21 protein-coding genes are annotated in these 20,536 nt (G+C 63.7%); 16 read left to right on the forward strand and 5 right to left on the reverse strand.

The annotated features are described in order from the left end of the window. Positions 1-144 precede the first annotated feature (144 nt). On the forward strand, positions 145-483 hold the full coding sequence (locus tag F2P45_RS32405) for a hypothetical protein (RefSeq protein WP_166882331.1): 339 nt from the start codon (positions 145-147) through the stop codon (positions 481-483). Positions 484-651: 168 nt separating this feature from the next. Here F2P45_RS32405 and F2P45_RS32410 read toward each other — a convergent pair whose 3' ends face one another. Then, positions 652-1,617, reverse strand: coding sequence for a TerC family protein (locus F2P45_RS32410; RefSeq protein ID WP_166882332.1), 966 nt, complete (start codon positions 1,615-1,617; stop codon positions 652-654). Positions 1,618-1,644: 27 nt separating this feature from the next. Then, positions 1,645-2,040, reverse strand: coding sequence for an HPF/RaiA family ribosome-associated protein (locus F2P45_RS32415; RefSeq protein ID WP_166882333.1), 396 nt, complete (start codon positions 2,038-2,040; stop codon positions 1,645-1,647). A gap of 303 nt (positions 2,041-2,343) precedes the next feature. Between F2P45_RS32415 and F2P45_RS32420 the strand changes: the two genes are divergently transcribed. Beyond that, entirely contained in the window at positions 2,344-3,822 is a 1,479-nt protein-coding gene (locus F2P45_RS32420) for a hypothetical protein (RefSeq protein ID WP_166882334.1), read from the forward strand. Positions 3,823-3,844: 22 nt separating this feature from the next. Here the strand turns inward: F2P45_RS32420 and F2P45_RS32425 are convergent, their stop codons facing one another. Then, positions 3,845-4,162: a hypothetical protein gene (locus tag F2P45_RS32425; RefSeq protein WP_166882335.1), complete on the reverse strand. Its 318-nt coding sequence runs from the start codon at positions 4,160-4,162 to the stop codon at positions 3,845-3,847. 249 nt (positions 4,163-4,411) lie between these two features. Between F2P45_RS32425 and F2P45_RS32430 the strand changes: the two genes are divergently transcribed. Next, the gene (locus F2P45_RS32430; RefSeq protein ID WP_166882336.1) at positions 4,412-6,946 is read left to right on the forward strand and encodes an alginate lyase family protein; all 2,535 of its coding nucleotides are present in this window, start codon (positions 4,412-4,414) and stop codon (positions 6,944-6,946) included. A 235-nt stretch (positions 6,947-7,181) separates the two neighbouring features. Here F2P45_RS32430 and F2P45_RS32435 read toward each other — a convergent pair whose 3' ends face one another. Continuing rightward, the gene (locus F2P45_RS32435; protein WP_166882337.1) at positions 7,182-7,475 is read right to left on the reverse strand and encodes an antibiotic biosynthesis monooxygenase; all 294 of its coding nucleotides are present in this window, start codon (positions 7,473-7,475) and stop codon (positions 7,182-7,184) included. A gap of 184 nt (positions 7,476-7,659) precedes the next feature. Here F2P45_RS32435 and F2P45_RS32440 point away from each other — a divergent pair, with 184 nt between their 5' ends. After that, positions 7,660-8,223 carry a TetR/AcrR family transcriptional regulator gene (locus tag F2P45_RS32440; RefSeq protein WP_166882338.1) on the forward strand — a complete coding sequence of 188 codons (564 nt, stop codon included), beginning with the start codon at positions 7,660-7,662 and terminating at the stop codon, positions 8,221-8,223. A 24-nt stretch (positions 8,224-8,247) separates the two neighbouring features. Here the strand turns inward: F2P45_RS32440 and F2P45_RS32445 are convergent, their stop codons facing one another. Then, positions 8,248-8,502 carry an accessory factor UbiK family protein gene (locus F2P45_RS32445; protein WP_166882339.1) on the reverse strand — a complete coding sequence of 85 codons (255 nt, stop codon included), beginning with the start codon at positions 8,500-8,502 and terminating at the stop codon, positions 8,248-8,250. 267 nt (positions 8,503-8,769) lie between these two features. On the opposite strand from F2P45_RS32445, the gene F2P45_RS32450 reads away from it, so the two are divergent. The 12 genes from F2P45_RS32450 (at position 8,770) to F2P45_RS32505 (ending at position 20,402) form a co-directional block, all read left to right on the forward strand. Then, positions 8,770-9,522, forward strand: coding sequence for a TorF family putative porin (locus F2P45_RS32450; RefSeq protein WP_166882340.1), 753 nt, complete (start codon positions 8,770-8,772; stop codon positions 9,520-9,522). Between the two features lie 10 nt (positions 9,523-9,532). Next, positions 9,533-9,871 (forward strand): P-II family nitrogen regulator, encoded by a 339-nt coding sequence (locus F2P45_RS32455; RefSeq protein WP_054266216.1) that lies wholly within the window; start codon positions 9,533-9,535, stop codon positions 9,869-9,871. A 16-nt stretch (positions 9,872-9,887) separates the two neighbouring features. After that, positions 9,888-11,417, forward strand: a complete 1,530-nt coding sequence (locus tag F2P45_RS32460; RefSeq protein ID WP_166882341.1) for an ammonium transporter — start codon at positions 9,888-9,890, stop codon at positions 11,415-11,417. A 159-nt stretch (positions 11,418-11,576) separates the two neighbouring features. Continuing rightward, positions 11,577-12,878: a glutamate--cysteine ligase gene (gene gshA / locus F2P45_RS32465; protein ID WP_166882342.1), complete on the forward strand. Its 1,302-nt coding sequence runs from the start codon at positions 11,577-11,579 to the stop codon at positions 12,876-12,878. Positions 12,879-12,973: 95 nt separating this feature from the next. Continuing rightward, entirely contained in the window at positions 12,974-13,921 is a 948-nt protein-coding gene (gene gshB, locus F2P45_RS32470; RefSeq protein ID WP_166882343.1) for a glutathione synthase, read from the forward strand. 12 nt (positions 13,922-13,933) lie between these two features. Next, positions 13,934-14,341, forward strand: coding sequence for a PTS sugar transporter subunit IIA (locus F2P45_RS32475; RefSeq protein WP_166882344.1), 408 nt, complete (start codon positions 13,934-13,936; stop codon positions 14,339-14,341). A 74-nt stretch (positions 14,342-14,415) separates the two neighbouring features. Further along, a complete protein-coding gene (locus F2P45_RS32480) occupies positions 14,416-14,685 on the forward strand; it encodes an HPr family phosphocarrier protein (RefSeq protein WP_166882345.1) in 270 nt (89 codons plus the stop codon). A gap of 32 nt (positions 14,686-14,717) precedes the next feature. After that, positions 14,718-16,469 carry a phosphoenolpyruvate--protein phosphotransferase gene (gene ptsP / locus F2P45_RS32485; protein ID WP_166882346.1) on the forward strand — a complete coding sequence of 584 codons (1,752 nt, stop codon included), beginning with the start codon at positions 14,718-14,720 and terminating at the stop codon, positions 16,467-16,469. 189 nt (positions 16,470-16,658) lie between these two features. Then, positions 16,659-17,780 (forward strand): homoserine O-succinyltransferase MetX, encoded by a 1,122-nt coding sequence (metX, locus tag F2P45_RS32490; RefSeq protein ID WP_229505420.1) that lies wholly within the window; start codon positions 16,659-16,661, stop codon positions 17,778-17,780. Further along, entirely contained in the window at positions 17,777-18,391 is a 615-nt protein-coding gene (metW, locus tag F2P45_RS32495) for a methionine biosynthesis protein MetW (protein WP_166882348.1), read from the forward strand. Before metX ends, metW begins: the two co-directional genes overlap by 4 nt. A gap of 185 nt (positions 18,392-18,576) precedes the next feature. After that, positions 18,577-19,494: a M48 family metallopeptidase gene (locus tag F2P45_RS32500; RefSeq protein WP_166882349.1), complete on the forward strand. Its 918-nt coding sequence runs from the start codon at positions 18,577-18,579 to the stop codon at positions 19,492-19,494. Beyond that, a complete protein-coding gene (locus F2P45_RS32505; protein ID WP_166882350.1) occupies positions 19,494-20,402 on the forward strand; it encodes an RluA family pseudouridine synthase in 909 nt (302 codons plus the stop codon). The genes F2P45_RS32500 and F2P45_RS32505 overlap by 1 nt, the downstream gene beginning before the upstream one ends. Positions 20,403-20,536 lie beyond the last annotated feature (134 nt).

The following is a 20,536-nucleotide window of genomic DNA, read 5'->3' on the forward strand; positions in this document are numbered from 1 at the left end:
GTGCAAAGGTGTTCGAGATACTCGTCCAGATCTGCCAAATTGTCCATCTTCACCCCCATCGTCATGGAAGGTTTCAGTATACACAAGGGCTAATAGTTTACAATGCTTTTATGACACAGTAAGACTAGTGTGGTTAGAATAAATATGCTGGGTGAAAGGCACGAAAGCAGGTTTGAAACTGGCATACGATTGACTTATGGCAAGTTGGACAACGGACTGGTCGAGTTGGGATTTTCCAGCGAACTGACTGAACTGACATTCCAAGGCCACCCGCTTTTTCTTGAGCCCAGCAAGAAAATTTTCAAGGTGATGATCGAACTGGATGGCGCACCGTACGAGCTTTTAGGTTTTATCATTCTCCTTAACCTGGGTATCACGATGACCGGCTTTCACGACGACGATGAAGAGGACAAGGCGGTGACGGTATTTGCCAGAGGTCGATGGGACGAAAAGCTCAAGAAGATGAACCGCTTCGAATTCTGATGGCCTTTTGCAAAAATCTGAAAATTCCTGCGGTGAGAGAGTGAGATGAGCGGGCATGTTGAGTTCACTGACCAAGGTTGCCATTCACGCTTGCCTTGGGAATGATGCGAGCTCGCAAAAAAAGAGGCCCGGCGTACCGGACCTCCTTTCCTACTTCCTTCCTGGGGCTTACTTCTTGTCATCCTTGCGGGTGATAAACAAACTAGCCACGCAGCTTGCCGCAATCAACACCGCCACCACTACCAGCGAAGCTTGTACCGGCACGTGATACCACGGCATGATCAGCATTTTCGCGCCGATGAAGGTCAGGACCATGGCCAGGCCATACTTGAGCAAGTGGAAGCGGTCGGCCACATCCACCAGCAGGAAGTACAGTGCCCGCAAGCCCAGGATCGCAAACATGTTCGAGGTGAAGACAATGAACGGGTCGGTCGTAATGGCGAAAATCGCCGGAATCGAGTCGACCGCAAACACCAGGTCCGTCACTTCAATCAGCAGCAGCACCAGGAACAGCGGCGTGACGTAGCGCAGTCCGTCCTTGGCGACGAAAAACCGTTCGCCATGGTCGCCCTCGGCCACCCGCAAGTGACGGCGTGCAAAGCGCAGGATCGGGTTGTTCGCCACATCCGGTTCCTCGTCGACCGCCACCAGCATGCGCAGGCCGGTATAGAGCAGGAACGCGCCGAACAGATACAGCACCCAGCTGAACTCGCTGACCACCCACGCACCCGCCGAGATCATGACTGCGCGCATCACGATCGCACCCAGCACGCCATAGATCAGGACGCGCCGCTGATACTGCTGCGGCACCTGGAAGGCGGTAAAGATCAGCAGGAACACGAACACGTTATCGACCGACAGCGCTTTCTCGATCAGGTAGCCCGAGAAAAATTCCAGCGCTTTCTGGTCCGCGATCTCGCTGCCCACCGTGCCCTTCAGGTACCACCACAGGCCGCCGTTAAACAGCAAGGCCAGGCTGACCCACACCGCCGACCAGGCGCCGGCTTCCTTGACGCTGACCTTGTGCGCCTTGTTGCCCCCGAATACGAAAAGGTCGAGGGCGAGCATGATCAGCACGAAGCCGACAAAACCCGCCCACATGGGGGCGCTTGCAATTGTTTCCAAACCGTTCATTGAATGCTCCCAGTCGTCGTTAGTCGTTTAGCTTGCCGCGTCGTCATTGCGGTCCCGCACATCGTGTCCGGAAGTGTCCAGCTCCGCTGACTGGCCGGCCGCCAGGCGGGTGTGGCTAAAGCCGCGCTTGCGCTCGACCTGGCGCACCACCGCGCGGTCGGCGCGATCGGTGGCGCGGTCGATGGCGACGTACAGATCGGCTTCGGTATCTTCGATGATGACTTCCTTGCCGCCGTCCAGTTGTACCTGAATCTTGCAGCGCTTGTCGATGCCGCCGCGCGGGCCGTTGATGTCGGACAGCGACACCGCAAGCCTGCGCATGTGCTGTCCGGCCCAGCCCAATGCCATGGCCAGCCGCTGCTCGGTGTACGAGCGTAATGCCTCGGTGAGTACAAATCCGTTTGCCTGGATAGTGACGCGCATGATTTTCTCCTGTTGGGTTAGTGAGTTCACTATAAGGCGCACGAAAGCATCGTACAACTCGAATATAACGTAATGATAGATCGAATTAACCGATGTATGGAGAGCCCATGGGTGGGCATGGAATGTGGCACCTGAGCTGCGCCGCATGCGTGACGCGCCAAGCCAGGCGGCCGGCCAGCCCGGAGTCGAAAGCAAGCTAAATCGGCGCCCGCCTACTTAGCGCATACAATGCATCCATACACCCGCCGCGCGGCAACGCGTCCGGCGGCGTTCGCACAGGTTTTTCAGAGAACAGGACTATCGATGGATTTTGACGTAGCGGCATGGGAAAAAGAAATCGGCCGGCCAGTACCGGCCCTGATGGCCAAATTCTTCACTTGGCTCGCGCCCTATGAATACGGCGACCTCGGCTATTTCGAACTGGCGCCGGAAAACCTGGCCGGCGGCGATGCCTGGGAAGGCATGGAGCGCTGGGGCGCGAGCACCTGGGGTTTCATCAGCCTGCCCGACGGTTCCCTGATCGGCCTGTGCGAAGCGGTCGAGCCGCCCGCCGTCGTGTATATCGGTTCCGAAGGCGAACTGCGCACGCTGGCCGAGTCGTTCGAGGCCTTTCTGCTGGCCATCGATGCGGGCGAAACCGAGACCGAGATCGATCTCGCCGACGACGAGCTGGAACCGGAGCAGGTCGCGGCGCGCAAGGCCTTCACATCCTGGCTGAACAAGAGCAAGATTTCCGCAGCGGCCGTCAGCGGGCAGTTCGATTTTTCCGCCTACGCGGCGGGCGACCCGCCGCAGCGCCGCGCGCCGCCCACGCATGCCGGCGGCAGCGCGCCATCCATGCCCGCCGGCTACCTCGACCACATCGACGGCATGGGCGAGCGCCTCAAGATGCTGTGCAGCCTGGTCGGGCGCACCGCCGACGATCCCGAACTGTGCGCTTTCGCCGAGCGCACCTTCGGCAAAGCCCCGCCGCAATCGATCGGCAACGCCAAGCATGACGATACGGTGTGGCTGTCGGCCAAGAATGCCGATATCGATCTGCTGTTCAGCCGCAATGTGGTGAACCAGAAATATCCGCCGCTGCTGGTCGGCGAAAAGGCCATCTGCCCGGTGCTCGAATACGTGGCTTTCGGCAGCGCCTATACCGAACCGGTCCTGTTCGGCCTGCACGGCGAGGCGCTCTGGGCCGCGATCGCGGCGCGCCTGCCGGAACACTATGAGGAAAGGGCCGACAGCGATGGCATGGTCGAGAAGCGCTTCACCCTGATGCTGGACGCCGCGCGCGATGTCGAGCTCATGTTATGGTCGACCCATGGTGCCACCAACGGCCGCCTGCAAATAGCGCGCGGGCGCGTGTTGTGCGCGGTCCATTCCGTCAACGAGATTTACAGTGGCGCCGGCCTGTTCGTGCAATGGGCGCTGGAACGCGGATGGATCGAGCGCGGCATGTTTGCCGGTCATGATGCGCTGCTCGATGCCGTGCGTGACAGGCAGGCCCGTCCCGCGCAACTGGTGCAAGCGGCCTTGCCGCGCGGCCTGTGGGATACCCACCTCGCGGACCAGTCCGGCCTGCGCCAGTTCGCCTTCGCCTACTTCCGTCACTTCGACGACATCTGGCTCAACGCCGACCTCAAGACCATGTTCGGCAAGCGCCAGGGTCCGCACGGGCACGACGAGCCGGTGCTCGACGACGATCCGGCCGAGATCTGCGATGCCTTGTTTGCCGTCTTCGACAAGCAATTCGCCGCCTGGAAGACGGCGCATCCCGACGAACTGGCCTGATAGCGGGGCTGCGGCGCCGCGGCTAACTCAGGTCCCACACCTCGATCGTCACTGCCTGTTCCGGCGGGCAGGCCGCGATTCTGTCCTGATGCAGCCTCATGTCCCGGACCCAGTCGTCCTGGGCGATATCATCGGCGCCGATCAGCGGCAGCACGTCGCGCGCCAGCGCCACGTAACGGTTCGGATAGCCGCCGCGCAAGTGCTCGCTGGCCTTGCCAGCCTTGACCAGGCGATTGACCCAGCCGGTGCCGCAGGCGCCGGTGTCCCAGCCTGCCAGAATAGCTTCCTTGTCGATGGGGACGGGCGCATCGCGCTGTTGCGGCGTCTCCCGGGTAATCATGATCGACCATCCCAACATGAGATCAGCTCCTTGTAGGTCGGCGGCGCGCCACGGCGTGGTGCGCCCCAGGGGGTATTGTTGCACATAAGCTCATGCTTTGTTGTGCATATGGAATGTATTGACAATTGTACAAGCGATTGTTATATTTCTGTCGAAATTACATTTGGGCAACGCTAAACCGTCGGACACTGCGTAACCGTCACGGCTCTGGGCTGATCCATTCATCCAATCGCCCCACCGGAGTTCGTCATGCCCCCCGTCATTCATCGTCCCGCCTTGTCCATCCTGGCGTTATCGCTGCTGCTTTCCGGCTGCGGCGGCTCGTCGTCCGACAAAGCGCTGCCAAATCTCGCCGCCGTGATCGATCCGCCGGCGCGCGCGCCGGTTGCGACGCCGGCAACCCCGGTACCGGCGGCGCCGGTGGTTGCCGACAGCGCGCCGGCAGCCGGTCCCCCGGAAGCGCCGGCCGCGCCGGACGCCGTTCCCGTGGCCGATGCGAGCCCGGTGGGCGATCCCGTGATGGCCAAACCGGTCGTGATTGCGGAGCCGGTCGTTACCCCGCCCGTCACGCCGCCGCCGGTGCTGCCGCCGCCGCTCGTCACTGCGCCTGTGGTGGTGGCGCCCGTCGTTGCGCCAGTTGTCGGGCCCCCGGCCGCGAGGCCACCCGTTGTCGCGCCCCCGGCTGTGACACCACCGGTCGTCGCACCACCCGTCGTCACACCACCCATCATCGCACCGCCGCTCATAACTCCTCCGGTCGTGACACCGCCGGTCGTAACTCCGCCGGTCGTCGCGCCGCCCGCGGTGCCGGCGGCCTGGACCACCGGCGTGACCAACTTCGTCCATCCCGGGATCGGCCACAACGCGGCAGACCTGGCGCAGTACAAGGCGCACGTGCTGGCCGGCGAAGAGCCGTGGGCCAGCGGCTACCGTTTCCTGGGCGGACGCACGCCCCTGAACTACGCAATGCTTGGCCCGTTCGCCACCGCCAACCGGAATATCGACCTGAACCGTGGTGCCTTCGAGCGCGACATGCAGATGGCCTACAACCACGCACTGATGTGGTACGTGTCGGGCAATAGCGCGCACGCGGAAAAGTCGATCTCGATCCTGGACGCCTGGGCCGCTACCAACACCTCGCTCGACGGCGTCGAGGCGGCGCTGATGCTGGGCGACTATTCCGGCCGCGCCATCGTGGCCGCCGATATCCTGCGTGGCCTGTATCCCGGCTGGACCGCGACCCACACCGCGCACATGAAGTCGTGGCTGGAAAACGTCTGGTGGCGCCGCCTGCAAGTGGGCGGCAGCTCCGCCATCGGCACCGCGCTCGGCAACGGCAGCCTGCTCAAGCCGTGCAACCAGGGCGGACTGGCGCTCAAGGCCGCGATGGCGGTGGCGGTATTTCTCGACAGTCCGGTCAAGTTCGACCAGGTCGTCAACGCCTACCTGAGCGACCCGGGCGGACTCGACCAGATCATGTCCAACGGCGAAGTGGGCGATACCGGGCGCGACCAGGGGCACGCGCACGGCCAGCTGGCCACCTACGGCGCAATCGCCGAAACCGCCTGGAAGCAGGGCATCGACCTGTATTCGCTGCGCAACAACCGCCTGCTGACGGCCGGTGAGTACTACGCCAACTTTAACCTCGGCAAGCCGTTCACCTTCACCCCGGTGTCGTGCGGCTACGGCTATTACGACCGCATCGGCGGCATGCCGCTCAAGACCATGCCGGCCAACCTGTTCGAAACCCTGTACACGCACTACGCGGTGCGCAAGGGCCTGAAGGCGCCGCATATCGCAGAATACCGCGACCTGGCCAAATCGAACGGCGAAGCGGGACCCTACAGCGGACCGTACTCGGGCCAGATAATGCGGCGCACCACCGACAGCTCGACCGCGCGCGCCATCACCTTGCCGTTCACCGCGCCGGCGATGACGGCGGCGACCAGCTTCACGCAAGCCGACCTGGGCACGGTCAGAACCCCGGGCAGCGCGATCAACAGCGGCGCCAGCTGGAAGATGACAGCCTCCGGCGCGGGCGCCGAGAAGGGCTATCGCTTCGCCTACAAGGAGCTCAAGGGCGACTCGGAAGTGATCGCCACCGTCACCGACCCCGGCGCGCTGGCCGGCGGCGTGGCCGGCATCATGATGCGCAGCGCGCTCGACGCGCGTCCGGCCACGGCGGCGGCCCGGATTTACGTGGCGCCCGCCAGCTCCGGCAACGGCACTCACCTGTTCTGGCGCGTCGGCACCCAGTACTACGGCGGCTACCACGCGGCGCGCCGGTTTCCCACGGCAGTGGCGCCGATGTCGCTCAAGCTGGTGCGGCACGGTAACTTTATCTACGCCTACCTGTCGGCCAACGGCGGGATCGACTGGTCGGCCATCGGCACGATCATTTATCCGGAGCTGTCGGACACCTTGTATGTGGGTATTTTCACGGCCTCGGGCGATCCGAGCGCGACCACCACCGCCAGTTTCGAGAACGTCAAGACCGGATCGAAGCCCGGCAGCCTGGTGGCGCCGCCCGCCAAAGTAAGCGCCAGCGCGCTCAGCGGCGGCGTCGCGGTGCAGTGGGCGGCCAGTCCGCTGGCGCGCAGCTACGACGTGTTGCGATCGAGCAGCGCCGCCGGGCCATTCGAGCGGGTCGGCACCGAGCTGACCGGCACCAGTTTTGTCGACACCGGCGCGAGCGGCAATGCGGCTGCCTTTTATGTGGTCAAGGCATCGACTTACAGCGGCCTGAGCGCGCCGTCGGCCGTGGCCAGCGTCCCGGCGCGCTGATAGCGGGCAAAAAAAAGCAGCCGGAGGGTTTCCGGCTGCACGTGTCTGGTGCCGGTGTTCGAGGTCACCGGACTAACCTGTGGGAAATGCAGGGGCACGTCGCCAACAGAGTCAGAATAATCCTTCCAGATGACGGGAGCATGACGTATAGCCAAGGAAATGACGCTGCAAGTAGTGTCGCCGCAACAAGCGTCGCCTTCCCCATCTTGCCGGTTCAGGCGTCATGCTCATCGTTTCACGCCACGCTGATGGCGTCGTACCCTTGCACCAACGGCGGTGCCGCCAGCAGGGGCATGACCTCGACAATCGGGCCGTGCAAGGCGGCATCGCTGTCGCCGGCCTGGCGATCGGCTTGCGTCTCCCACAAGGTGATCGACATGCCTTTGCCGGTGTCCGGATCGGTGAGAAGAAAGGTGCCCTTGAAGCCGTGCAGCTGTTGAAGAACCGGCAGCACCGAATCGGTGTAGAGCGCAACGACCTCGCCGAGTTTTTCCGGCTTGGCTTGAATATGGGTAACTCTTGCAAACATGGCAATGCTCCTTGGGAAGACAACGTCCGGACCAAGCGCTGCTGCGATCGGCCATACATGGTGTATGGTCGCACTATACACTATGTATGGACACTGCCGGGTCGGAGGCAGGTAGGCTATGATGCTGGCGCATCGAAACGAATCCGCCGGCGCCTTTGCGCCATCCCTTTTTTCTGGAGCAGCCATGCCATCCCCTCGTCCCGCAGGACCGACGCGTTTATCGCGCGAGACCTGGCTCGATTTCGGCCTGGCCGTCTTGCGCGAGCACGGCCCGCAGGCCTTGAAGGCCGATCCGCTGTGCAAGCGCATGGGGGTCAGCCGGGGCAGCTTCTATTGGCATTTCGACAGTGCCGGCAGCTTCGTGCTGGCCGTGCTCGAGCGCTGGGAGTCGATTGCCACCGACCAGATCATCCGGGCCATCGACCAGGCCGGCGTGGATGCGCAGGCGCGGCTGCGCCTTCTGCTCGAGAGCGTGGGCGAGCTCGATATCGGTTTGTATGAGGCCATCAACACGCTCGGCGCGCAAGACCCGGGCGCGGCACTGGTGCTGCGCCGGGTACATGAGCGGCGTGTCGGCTTCGTGGCGAGCCTGCTCGGGGCGCTTGGTTTTGACCCGGCCGAGGCGGGCACCCGGGCGCAATTGATCTATGCCTGGGCCATGGGCGAATTGCTCACCCGCGGGCCGGACCGCACGGCATTTTCGGCATCCCAGATCGATGCGGTCGAACGCCTGCTGATCCGCCGCTAGCCTGCCGGGAGTGGCGGCGCAGGGTCAGAGCGGCGGCTTGGCCGGGCTCAGGCGCTCTTCCAGTTCGGTCACGCGCTGTTCCAGTGCTTCCAGCTTGGCGCGGGTCTTGGCCAGCACCTGGGCCTGGATATCGAATTCCTCGCGCGTGACCAGGTCGAGCTTGGAAAAGCCCTGGGTCATCATGCTCTTGACGTTCTTCTCGATATCCTTGGCAGGCGAACTCTCGATGGCCTGGTTGATCTTGCCCTGCAAGTCGTTGAAAAAGCTGTTCATATCCATCGTCATCCTCGTGAAATCGGTAGCGCACCGCAGCGGTGCGGCAGGTGGGCCAGTTTGGTGCATGTCGGCCGGCCGCGACCGGAATCGCGGAATTTTTACTGTTTATTAACAGTAAGTTGGGGACGCCAGGCGCAAATACAAGTCGGCTCCGGGCGTCAGCGGAGCTGGCACGACTTCTGCTAATGAGTCATCAAGCAGTGTGCATGCCCCAGGCTTCATTTTAAACCCCAACCGCCGTCTCTGTTAAAAATCCATAAGGGAACCGCCATGAATAAGCTGTCTACTCCGTTGTCTCTCGCCGCCGCGCTGACCCTGGCGCTGGCAAGCCTGGGAGCCCCGCTGGCCCAGGCCGCCGACGAGCCCGTGCCCGACAATGTAGTGAGCTTCAACGCCGCCGTGACCAGCGACTACCGCTACCGCGGCCTGTCGCAGACCCGCATGAAGCCGGCCGTGCAGGGCGGCGCCGACTACACCCACAACCCGAGCGGCGCGTATGCCGGGATCTGGGCCTCGACCATCAAGTGGACCAAGGATCTGGGCGGCGACGGCGATGTCGAAATCGACCTGTACGGCGGCAAGCGCGGCGAGATTGCCAAGGGCATCAGCTACGATGTGGGCGGCCTGTACTACGGCTACCCGTCGAACGGCCTCAATCCGAGCGCCAACACCTTCGAGCTGTACGGCCAGGTCGGCATGGGTCCGGCCTACATCAAGTACTCGCATTCGACCACCAACCTGTTCGGCACCACCGACAGCAAGGGCAGCGGCTACCTGGACCTGGGCGCCAACCTCGAACTGGCCACCGGCCTGGTGCTCAACCTGCACATCGGCCGCCAGCGTGTGGCCCACAACGCTGCCCTGAGCTACAACGACGCCAAGATCGGCCTGACCAAGGACCTCGGTTTCGCTTCGGTCGCGCTGGCCGTCATCAGCGCCAACACCGACATGTATGTCAGCCCGGTCAACGGCAAGGACCTGGGCCGCTCGCGCGCCGTGCTGACCGTGTCCAAAACTTTCTAAGAGGCCAGCCATGAAAATGATCACCGCCATCATCAAACCCTTCAAGCTGGACGAAGTGCGCGAAGCGCTCTCGGCCATCAATGTGCAAGGGATTACCGTTACCGAAGTCAAGGGCTTCGGGCGCCAGAAAGGCCACACCGAGCTGTATCGCGGGGCCGAGTACGTGGTCGACTTCCTGCCCAAGACCAAGATCGAGGCGGCGGTCGACGACGCCATCGTCGAACAGGCCATCGAAGCCATCGAAGGTGCCGCGCGTACCGGTAAGATTGGCGACGGCAAGATTTTTGTCTATAACCTGGAACAGGTCGTGCGTATCCGGACCGGCGAAACCGGCAACGAAGCACTTTAAGCTTAGGGGAATACTGATGAACAAAACGATAACAAAGTGGCTGGCCGGACTCGCGGTGCTGTGCGCCATCGGTGGCGTGTTGCCGGCCTCGGCCCAGGACGCGCCTAAAGCCGATACCACGGCAGCCATCGTCACCCCGGTCGAGGCACCGGCCACGGCCGCTGTCACGCCTGCGCCGACCACCGCCAGCGTCGCCGCCCCCGCCGCCGCGACGGCCCCGGTGCCGCACAAAGGCGACACCGCCTGGATGTTCATCGCCACCGTGCTGGTGATCCTGATGACGATTCCCGGGCTGGCGCTGTTTTACGGCGGCCTGGTGCGCACCAAGAACATGCTGTCGGTGCTGATGCAGGTGTTCGTGGTGTTTGCCCTGATCATTGTGCTGTGGTGCATCTACGGCTATTCGGTCGCCTTCACGCCGGGGAACGCCGTCATCGGCGGCTTCGACCGGGCTTTGCTGAACGGCATCTGGGACCCGGCCAAGGGCGCCTTTGCCTACGCCGCCACCTTCAGCAAGGGCGTGGTGATTCCCGAGTTCATCTATGTCGCTTTCCAGGGCACGTTTGCCGCGATCACCTGCTGCCTGATCGTGGGCGCCTTTGCCGAACGCATCAAGTTTGCCGCCTTGCTCGCCTTCATGGTGCTGTGGTTCACCTTCGGCTACCTGCCGATCGCCCACATGGTCTGGTTCTGGACCGGCCCCGACGCCATCACCGACGCCGCCAGCCTGGCCACCGAAACCGCCAAAGCCGGCTGGCTGTTCCAAAAAGGTGCGCTCGATTTCGCCGGCGGCACCGTGGTGCACATCAATGCGGCGGTGGCCGGTTTGATGGGCGCGATCCTGATCGGCAAGCGCGTCGGCTACGGCCGCGAAGCCATGGCGCCGCACTCGCTGACCATGACCATGATCGGCGCGTCGCTGCTGTGGGTGGGCTGGTTCGGCTTTAACGCCGGCTCGGCCCTGGAAGCGGGCGACATCGCCGCGCTGGCCTTCATCAACACGCTGCTGGCAACCGCCTGCGCCACCCTGTCGTGGGTGCTGGGCGAGTGGGTCACCAAGGGCAAGCCATCGATGCTCGGCGCCGCCTCCGGCGCGGTGGCCGGCCTGGTGGCGATCACCCCGGCCGCCGGCTTTGTCGGTCCGATGGGCGGCTTGGTCATTGGTTTGCTGGCTGGTATTATCTGCCTGTGGGGAGTGAACGGCCTCAAGCGCCTGATCGGCGCCGACGACTCGCTCGACGTGTTCGGCGTGCACGGCGTGGGCGGTATCGTGGGTGCGCTGCTGACCGGCGTGTTCGCGGCGCCAGCGCTGGGCGGCCAGGGCATTTTCGACTACGTTGCCAACAAGGCATCGGCGGACTACTCGATCGGCGGCCAGGTGATCACGCAGCTGACCGCGGTCGGCACCACGATCCTGTGGTCGGCGGTGGTGTCCTTCATTGCCTACAAACTGGTGGACCTGGTGATCGGTCTGCGCGTACCGGAAGAAGAAGAACGGGAAGGGCTCGACATCACGAGCCATGGCGAATCGGCCTACCATTCCTGATTCATTTTGTCGCCCCGGCCCGCGCATGCGGGTCGATCCAGGCGCCCCGCGGGGCGCCTTTTTGCTTTATGGCCGATGCCGGGACTTTAAAACGCCGGTTCCGCCCCGATTTGAACAGTTCAACATTTTCACCAAGCAGCCTTTAAGGACGTCTCATTCATGGTTCCCCACCTCGTCACGGCCCTGACTGGCCCGCTGCTCGACCTCGAAAAGAAAATTCTGGCGGCCACGCCCGCCATTGAGCGCTGGTTCCGCATGGAGTGGCAGGAGCACACGCCGCCGTTCTATTGCTCGGTCGACCTGCGCAACGCCGGCTACAAGCTGGCCCCGGTCGATACCAACCTGTTCCCTGGCGGTTTCAATAATCTTGCCACCGAGATGCTGCCGCTGGCGGTGCAGGCCGCCATGGCCGCGATCGACAAATATTGCCCGGACGCGCGCAATCTGTTGCTGGTGCCGGAAGGGCACACGCGCAATCCGCATTACCTGCAGAACGTGGCGCGCCTGATGCAGATTTTCCGCCAGACCGGCCTGCATGTGCGCCTTGGTTCCTTGTCGCCCGAGATCACCCAGCCGACCCCGCTGGCGCTGCCGGACGGGAACATGCTGGTGGTCGAGCCGCTGGTGAGGTCCGCCAACGGGCGCCGGGTGGGACTGAAGGATTTCGATCCGTGCACCATTTTGCTCAATAACGACCTGTCGGCGGGCATTCCGTCGATTCTGGAAAATATCCACGAGCAGTCGCTCTTGCCGCCGCTGCACGCGGGCTGGGCGCTGCGGCGCAAGAGCAACCACCTGGCCGCCTACGATGAAGTGGCCAAGAAGTTCGGCAAGCTGATCGATGTCGATCCGTGGATGGTCAATCCGTTCCACAGCAAATGCGGCGCGATCAATTTCGACGAAGACCAGGGCGTGGAATGCCTGGCCGACAATGTGACCATGCTGCTGGCCAAGATCCGCAAGAAGTACAAGGAATACGGGATCAAGGAGCAAAAGCCGTTCGTGATCCTGAAACCCGATGCCGGCACCTACGGCATGGGCATCCTGACCATCAAGGATGCCAGCGAGGTGCGCGAACTGACCCGCGCGCAGCGCCAGAAGATGTCGGTGATCAAGGATGGCGTGGAAATCAGCGACGTCATCATCCAGGAAGGCGTGCCGACCTTCGAGAATATCAAGGATGCGGTGGCCGAGCCGGTGGTGTACATGATCGACCGCTATGTGGTGGGCGGCTTCTACCGGATCCACGCCGAGCGCGGGATCGACCAGAACCTGAACGCGCCCGGTTCGCAGTACGTGCCGCTGGCGTTTGCCCAGCAGCACGCGGTGCCGGACCTGAAGGCCAAGCCGGGGACGGCGGCGCCGAACCGCTTCTATGTGTATGGCGTGGTGGCGCGCCTGGGGCTGATTGCGGCCTCGCTCGAGATGGAGCGGACCGATCCGAATCCCGAGGTTTATTAAGGCGGGATGGGGCTGCGCTCGCCCATCCAGCCCCATCCCAAGCCAACATCGGCGTTTCCGGCTAAAATCAGGCATTACCCTGAATGGAATCGCCCATGAAAATCGCTTTCCTCGCCGATCCGCTGTCCGGCTTCAAGACGTACAAGGATTCGACCTTCGCCATGATGCGCGAGGCGGCCCGGCGCGGCCATGCGGTCTACGCCTTCGAGCAGCGCGACATGGCCCTGGAAGAGGGCGTGGTCAGCGCCGACATTGCGCAGATCACCCTGACCGGCGACGCCGACGACTGGTACCGCGCCGCGCCCAAGGCCGCGATGCGCCTGTCCGCGTTCGACGCCGTGATCCAGCGCAAGGACCCGCCGTTCGACATGGAGTACGTGTACGGCACCTATCTGCTCGAACTGGCCGAACGCCAGGGCGCGCGCATTTTCAACAAGCCGTCGGCGATCCGCGACCATAACGAAAAGCTGGCGATCGCCCAGTTCACCGAATTCACCTCGCCCACCCTGGTCACCTCGGACGCGGCGCGCCTGCGCGCCTTCCACGCCAAGCATGGCGATGTGATCTTCAAGCCGCTCGACGGCATGGGCGGAGCCGGCATTTTCCGCATCGGCGCCGACGGCATGAACCTCGGCTCGGTGATCGAAACCCTGACCGTCAACGGCGCGCAAACCATCATGGCGCAGCGCTACATCCCCGAGATCGTCCAGGGTGACAAGCGCATCCTCGTCATCGACGGCAAAGCGGTGCCGTTCGCGCTGGCGCGCATCCCGCAGGGGAGCGAAATTCGCGGCAACCTGGCCGCCGGCGGCATCGGCGTGGCGCAGCCCCTGAGCGCGCACGACCTGCACATCGCCGAGAGCATCGGCCCCTTGCTGGCCGAGCGTGGCCTGTTACTGGTAGGATTGGATGTGATCGGCGAGTGTCTCACCGAAGTGAACGTCACCAGCCCGACCTGCTTCCAGGAGATCTTCGACCAGGCGGGCTTCGACGTGGCGGCGATGTTCATCGACGCCGTCGAGCGGCGCAGCCAGGGAAAGTAAGGCAAACATATTATGGTAGGCATTCTGTTGATGACCCATGCACCGCTCGGCCAGGCGTTTATCGCCGCGGTGGCGCACGTGTTCCGTGGTCCCACCGAGCATTTCGAGGCGATCGACGTCACCGCCGACCAGGACCTGGCCGAGGTCAACGAACTGGCGCGCCAGGCGATCTGCCGCCTCGACGACGGCGCCGGCGTGCTGGTGATCACCGATATCAAGGGCGGCACGCCGGCCAACTGCTGCAATTCGCTGGCCGACGCCGGGCGCGTCGAAGTCATCGCCGGCATCAGCCTGCCGATGCTGCTGCGCGCCATCACCTACCGGCGCGACACGCTCGACGTGGTGGTCGAAATGGCGCTGGCCGGCGCGCAGAGCGGCGCGGTGCGGGTCGACAATCGTATCAGGGTAGGACCGACGTAACAAAAAGGGTACTTGAACCCAGGGGGTGGCTGCGGCCACCAGGTGTGCGATCCGTGTGAAGAGACGACCAAAAAATGATTCAACAAGATCTTGAAATTATCAACAAGCTGGGTTTGCATGCGCGCGCCTCCGCCAAATTCACGCAGCTGGCGGCGAAGTTTTCGAGCGACGTCTGGCTGACCCGGAACGCGCGCCGCATCAACGCCAAGTCGATCATGGGCGTGATGATGCTGGCCGCCGGCAAAGGCGCCAAGGTCACTCTGGAAGCCGATGGCGCCGATGAAAAGGAATGTGTCGAGGCGCTCACCGCGCTGATCAACGACAAATTCGGCGAAGGCGAGTAATGCCGGTCGGGCGCACCTCTACCGGCATGTCCATGGCATCGTTCACGCTGCACGGCATCCCCGTGTCGCGCGGGATCTCGATCGGCCGCGCGCACCTGCTCACGCCCGCCGCGCTCGACGTCAAGCATTACCTGGTGGCTGAAGAACAGCTCGAAGCGGAGGTCAAGCGCCTGCAGGACGCGCTGGCGGAGGTGCATCGCGGCCTGCAGGCGCTGTGGACCGACCTGCCCAAGGATGCGCCCACGGAGCTGGGCGCCTTCATCGACGTGCATGCGCTGATCCTGTCGGACCCGATGATTTCGGAAGCGCCGCTCGACATCATCCGCACGCGCCACTACAACGCCGAGTGGGCGCTGGTGACGCAGATCGACGAATTGTCGGCGCAGTTCGACGAGATCGAAGACCCCTACCTGCGCGAGCGCAAGGCCGATATCCAGCAGGTGGCCGAACGCGTGCTCAAGGTCCTGATGGGCACCGCCCAACTGGCGCCGGTGCCGTTGACGGACGATCAATTCCAGCCGCAGATGATCGTCGTCGCGCACGACATCTCGCCGGCCGACATGCTGCAGTTCCGCGACCGCTCGTTCATCGGTTTCGTGACCGACGTGGGCGGGCAGAACTCGCACACGGCGATCGTGGCGCGCAGCCTGGATATTCCGGCGGCGGTCGGCATGTCGCAGGCCTCGCAACTGATCGAGCAGGACGACTGGGTGATCATCGACGGCGATGCCGGCGTGGTGATCTGCAATCCGAGCACCCTGGTGCTGGAGCAGTACCGCGCGCGCCAGGCCGCCATGCTCAAGGCGCGCAAGAAGCTCTCGAAGCTCAAGAAAACCCCGGCCATCACGCGCGACGGCACCGTGATCACCCTGCTGGCCAACATCGAGCTGCCGGACGACTGCCCGCACGCGCTCGACTGCGGGGCCGAAGGCGTCGGCCTGTTCCGCTCCGAGTTCCTGTTCATGGGCCGCAGCGGGCAGGCGCACAAGATTCCGAGCGAAGACGAACAGTTCGAGCAGTACCGCAAGGCGGTGGTGGCGATGAAGGGGCGGCCGGTGACGATTCGCACGCTCGACATCGGCGCCGACAAGCCGCTCGACCAGACCGAGCACACCGCGCTCAATCCGGCGCTGGGACTGCGCGCGATCCGCTATTGCCTGGCCGAGCCGCAGCTGTTCCTCACGCAGCTGCGCGCGATCCTGCGCGCGTCGGCGTTCGGCAAGGTGCGCTTGCTGATCCCGATGCTGTCGCACGTGTTCGAGATCGACCAGTGCCTGGCGATGGTCGAGCAAGCCAAGGCGCAGCTGCGCGAGGCGGGGCAGAAGTACGATGCGGCGATCGACGTCGGCGCCATGATCGAGATTCCGGCGGCCGCGCTGTCGTTGCCGATGTTTGTCAAGCGCATGAATTTTTTGTCGATCGGGACCAACGACCTGATTCAGTACACGCTGGCGATCGACCGGGTCGATTACGAAGTGGCGCACTTGTACGATCCGCTGCATCCGGCGATTTTGCAGTTGATCGCGATGACCATTTCGGCGGGGAAGAAGGCGGGGATCGACGTGGCGGTGTGCGGCGAGATGGCCGGGGACGTGAAGTTGACGCGCCTGTTGCTGGGCATGGGACTACGCGAATTCTCGATGCATCCGGCGCAGCTGCTGTCGGTCAAGCAGGAGATTTTGAATTGCGACCTGACCACCATCACCCCGCAAACGCGCAAGATTTTACGCACCACCGAGCCGCATGCAATTGTGGAGGCGGTGCAGCAGTTGCAGGTGATTTGATTCAAACGCAGTATCCATTTGCCAGCCAACTTTAGAACCGTCATTCCCGCGAAGGCGGGAACCCATGGCACCTATGAGCAGAGGTGCTATGGATCCCCGCCTTCGCGGGGACGACGGCATGTAGGGCTGCGGCTCTAAACAATTTTTTCGAATCTCATGTCATCCATTGGAATAGTCTCCCCGCAAGCGATGCGCTTTGCCGAACCGCTGCGGTTGCAGGGCGGTGGCGCCCTGGCCGAGTACACCCTGGTGTACGAAACCTACGGCACCCTCAACGCCGACAACTCGAACGCGGTGCTGGTCTGCCACGCCCTGAACGCCTCGCATCACGTGGCCGGCACCTACGAGGGCGATCCGAAAAGCACCGGCTGGTGGAACAGCATGGTCGGACCCGGCAAACCGCTCGACACCGACCGCTTCTTCGTCATCGGCGTCAACAACCTCGGCTCCTGCTTCGGCTCCACCGGTCCGATGCACCTCAATCCCGCCACCGGCAAGCCGTACGGCGCCTCCTTCCCGGTGGTGACGGTGGAAGACTGGGTCGCCGCGCAGGCGCGCCTGGCCGACGCCCTCGGCATCGCGCAGTTCGCCGCCGTCATGGGCGGCTCGCTCGGCGGCATGCAGGCGCTCGCGTGGAGCATCATGTTCCCCGAGCGCCTGCGCCACTGCGTCGTCATCGCCTCCACCCCCAAGCTGTCGGCGCAAAACATCGCCTTCAACGACGTGGCGCGCCAGGCGATCTTGTCGGACCCGGACTACTGCGGCGGCGACTTCTACGCGCACGGCGTGGTGCCGAAAAACGGCCTGCGCGTGGCGCGCATGGTCGGCCACATCACCTACCTGTCGAACGACGACATGGCCGAAAAATTCGGCCGCAAGCTGCGTAACGCCGCCGAAAACAACGACTACAAATTCGACTTCGGTATCGACTTCGAAATCGAATCCTACCTGCGCTACCAGGGCGACAAGTTCTCGGAGTATTTTGACGCCAATACCTACCTCTTGATCACCAAGGCGCTCGACTACTTCGATCCGGCGCGCGAATTCGGCGGCTCGCTTCAACGCGCGCTGGCCGGCACCAAGGCCGAATTTTTTGTCGCCTCGTTCACCACCGACTGGCGCTTTTCGCCGGAGCGCTCGCGCGAGATCGTCGAGGCGCTGGTGTGCAACCGGCGCCGCGTGACCTACGCCGAAATCGACGCCCCCCACGGCCACGACGCCTTCCTGCTCGAGGACGAGCGTTACATGAACATGGTGCGCGCTTACTATCAGCGCATCTGGGAAGCCATGCCGGTGAAAGGGCAAGCATGAATTTTGAAGACCTCTCCAGCCTGCGCCCCGACCTGGCGTTCATCGCGCACTGGGTGCCGGAGCAGTCGCACGTGCTTGACGTGGGCTGCGGCGACGGCGCCATGCTACGCTATCTCCAGAGCGGCAAGGGCTGCACCGGCTACGGCATCGAAATCGCCGACGACTCGCTGCTGGCCAGCGCGCGGCGCGGCATCAACGTGATCCAGCAGGACATGGAAAAAGGCCTCGGCCTGTTTTCCGATAATTCCTTCGACACGGTCCTGTGCCTGTCGTCGCTGCAGATGATGCAGCAGGTCGAAGCGCTGCTGCGCGATATCGTGCGGGTCGGCGCCGAAGCGATCGTCTCCTTCCCCAATTTCGCTTACTGGCCGCACCGCATGGCGCTGCTTCACGGCCGCATGCCGGTCTCCAAGTCGCTGCCGTACCAGTGGTACGACACGCCCAACGTGCGCTGCGCGACTATTTACGATTTCGAGGAACTTGCGGAAGAATGCGGCCTCGAAGTGCTGGAGCGGGTCGCGCTGGCCGATGGCAAGCCGGTCTCGTTCCTGCCCAACCTGCGCGGCAGCCTGGCGGTATTTCGGCTGCGCAAGAAGGCGCGGCCGGCGTAGGCACGGCCGGTATAGGCGCGGCCGGCACAGGCGCGGCCGGCACAGGCGCGGCCGGCGCAGGCGCGGCCGGCACAGGCGCGGCCGGCGGCGTCATCGTGCGGATGCGCGCGTGGCTTATCGTGTGCGCATCGGAGCCGATTTCCTGCGATGATGTTGTTATCAAATACACAGCATAGAAACGAAACATGAAAAAGATCAGACCAATTTTGCTGGCCGTGGCGCTCAGCCTGTCCACCGTGGCCAGCGCCCAGCCGTTGCCGGCGCCGATCAAAACCGAGGGGTCGGGCAAAACCGCTGCGGCGGTGCAGGACGGCATCCAGGTGCGGCCGATGCCGCGCTACCGCGTGCTCGCCTCGGCCGAGCGCATGGATGAGGAAGCGGCGCAGCAATACACGCAACTGATGGGCCAGGCCGAGCAGAAAGGGGCGCTGGTGCCCGACAACCATCCGGAGGTGATCCGCCTGCGTGGCATTGCCAAGCGCATCATTCCGTACGCCACGCGCTGGAATCCGGAAGCGGCCAAGTGGAACTGGCAGGTCAACCTGCTGTCGTCCGACCAGGTCAATGCGTTTTGCATGCCGGGCGGGCGGATTGCGTTTTTCAGCGGCATCCTCACCAAGCTGAACCTGACCGACGATGAAGTGGCGGCCATCATGGGCCACGAAATTTCGCACGCGCTGCGCGAACACGGGCGCGGGCAGACGGTCAAGTCGACCGCGACCAATGTCGGCGCGCGCCTGGGCGGTGCACTGATCGCCCAGGTGTTCGGGCTCGACCCCGGCACGACCGACACCGTGGCCCAGTATGGCGCCCAGTTCGCCTCCCTCAAGTTCTCGCGCGACGATGAACGCGAAGCCGACCTGATCGGCCTGGACCTGGCCGCGCGCGCCGGTTTCGACCCGCGCGCCGGCATTATCCTGTGGCAAAAAATGGCGGCGCAAAACAATGGCGCGCCGCCCGCCTGGCTCTCGACCCACCCGGGCGGCAAGGAGCGCATCCGCCAGATGCAGGCGCACATGAACGTGCTGCTGCCGCTGTACGCGCGCAGCCAGAACACGCCGGTGGCGCAACTGCCGCCGTACCGCACTACCGCGATGAAGTAATGGGACGCCAGGCCGACGCCAATGCGCACGTTCCGCTGCCCATCCGCGATGGCGTCGCGCCCAGCTATTTGTGGCTTGACGACAATCCGGCCGAGGGCGCGCTGGCGTATCTGGCGGCGCATTTTGCCGATGTCGGCGAGGCGGTCTGGCGCGACCGCATGGCGCGCGGCGACGTGGTCGACGGCGGCGGCGCCGTGCTCGTGCCCGACAGCGTGCTCAAGCGCGGCATGCGCATCTGGTATTACCGCGAGCTCGAGGCCGAGACGCCGATTCCTTTCGAGGAACAGATCCTGTTTCGCGACGAACATTTGCTGGTGGTCGACAAGCCGCATTTCCTGCCGATGACGCCGGGAGGGCGCTTCCTGCACGAAACTTTACTGGTGCGGCTGAAGAACAGCACCGGGTTGACGCAGCTGACGCCGATTCACCGGCTCGACCGCGAAACGGCCGGGGTGGTGATTTTTTCGCACCAGGAAGCCACCCGTGGCGCTTACCAGTCGCTGTTCCAGAAGCGCAGCGTGCACAAGGAGTACGAAGCGCTGGCCGCGCCCTTGCCGTCGTTGACGTTTCCGCTGGTGCACCGCAGCCGCATGGTGGAGGGAGAGCCGTTTTTCCGCATGCGGGAGGTGGAGGGCGAGCCTAATTCGGAGAGCGTGGTCGATGTCATCGGTATGCGCGGTGATTCCATGCTGTACCGTTTGCAGCCGCATACGGGCCGCAAGCACCAGTTGCGGGTGCACATGGCCGCGCTGGGCGCGCCGATCATGAACGACGCGTTTTATCCCGAGGCGCTGCCGTGCAAGGGCGACGACTTCGCCAACCCGCTCAAGCTGCTGGCGCGCGCGATCGGCTTCGACGATCCATTGACGGGCCAGACGCGCCGCTTCGAGAGCCGCCGCGTGCTGTAGTGTGGCTTCTAGCCTGGATGTTTCATAAACGTCATCCGCAATTCCGAATTGTCGCTCTCGACGCCGCTCGGTTCGAATTATCCTATTGTGGGCAATAGGCGCCCTACCCAATTGAACGGGGCAGGGTAAAGCGG

This window comes from Massilia mucilaginosa, from assembly GCF_011682145.1.
In the GTDB taxonomy this organism is placed as follows: domain Bacteria; phylum Pseudomonadota; class Gammaproteobacteria; order Burkholderiales; family Burkholderiaceae_D; genus Telluria_A; species Telluria_A mucilaginosa.

Coding starts and splice junctions, on each gene's coding strand:
- F2P45_RS32425 (WP_166882335.1), bottom strand. CDS start 4,162: ATGATTACCCGGGAGACGCCGCAACAGCGCGATGCGCCCGTCCCCATC.
- F2P45_RS32420 (WP_166882334.1), top strand. CDS start 2,344: ATGGATTTTGACGTAGCGGCATGGGAAAAAGAAATCGGCCGGCCAGTA.
- F2P45_RS32480 (WP_166882345.1), top strand. CDS start 14,416: ATGATTCAACAAGATCTTGAAATTATCAACAAGCTGGGTTTGCATGCG.
- F2P45_RS32450 (WP_166882340.1), top strand. CDS start 8,770: ATGAATAAGCTGTCTACTCCGTTGTCTCTCGCCGCCGCGCTGACCCTG.
- F2P45_RS32455 (WP_054266216.1), top strand. CDS start 9,533: ATGAAAATGATCACCGCCATCATCAAACCCTTCAAGCTGGACGAAGTG.
- F2P45_RS32475 (WP_166882344.1), top strand. CDS start 13,934: ATGGTAGGCATTCTGTTGATGACCCATGCACCGCTCGGCCAGGCGTTT.
- gshA (WP_166882342.1), top strand. CDS start 11,577: ATGGTTCCCCACCTCGTCACGGCCCTGACTGGCCCGCTGCTCGACCTC.
- metW (WP_166882348.1), top strand. CDS start 17,777: ATGAATTTTGAAGACCTCTCCAGCCTGCGCCCCGACCTGGCGTTCATC.
- F2P45_RS32460 (WP_166882341.1), top strand. CDS start 9,888: ATGAACAAAACGATAACAAAGTGGCTGGCCGGACTCGCGGTGCTGTGC.
- metX (WP_229505420.1), top strand. CDS start 16,659: ATGCGCTTTGCCGAACCGCTGCGGTTGCAGGGCGGTGGCGCCCTGGCC.
- F2P45_RS32505 (WP_166882350.1), top strand. CDS start 19,494: ATGGGACGCCAGGCCGACGCCAATGCGCACGTTCCGCTGCCCATCCGC.
- F2P45_RS32410 (WP_166882332.1), bottom strand. CDS start 1,617: ATGAACGGTTTGGAAACAATTGCAAGCGCCCCCATGTGGGCGGGTTTT.
- F2P45_RS32500 (WP_166882349.1), top strand. CDS start 18,577: ATGAAAAAGATCAGACCAATTTTGCTGGCCGTGGCGCTCAGCCTGTCC.
- F2P45_RS32435 (WP_166882337.1), bottom strand. CDS start 7,475: ATGTTTGCAAGAGTTACCCATATTCAAGCCAAGCCGGAAAAACTCGGC.
- F2P45_RS32415 (WP_166882333.1), bottom strand. CDS start 2,040: ATGCGCGTCACTATCCAGGCAAACGGATTTGTACTCACCGAGGCATTA.
- gshB (WP_166882343.1), top strand. CDS start 12,974: ATGAAAATCGCTTTCCTCGCCGATCCGCTGTCCGGCTTCAAGACGTAC.
- F2P45_RS32430 (WP_166882336.1), top strand. CDS start 4,412: ATGCCCCCCGTCATTCATCGTCCCGCCTTGTCCATCCTGGCGTTATCG.
- F2P45_RS32440 (WP_166882338.1), top strand. CDS start 7,660: ATGCCATCCCCTCGTCCCGCAGGACCGACGCGTTTATCGCGCGAGACC.
- F2P45_RS32405 (WP_166882331.1), top strand. CDS start 145: ATGCTGGGTGAAAGGCACGAAAGCAGGTTTGAAACTGGCATACGATTG.
- F2P45_RS32445 (WP_166882339.1), bottom strand. CDS start 8,502: ATGGATATGAACAGCTTTTTCAACGACTTGCAGGGCAAGATCAACCAG.
- ptsP (WP_166882346.1), top strand. CDS start 14,718: ATGGCATCGTTCACGCTGCACGGCATCCCCGTGTCGCGCGGGATCTCG.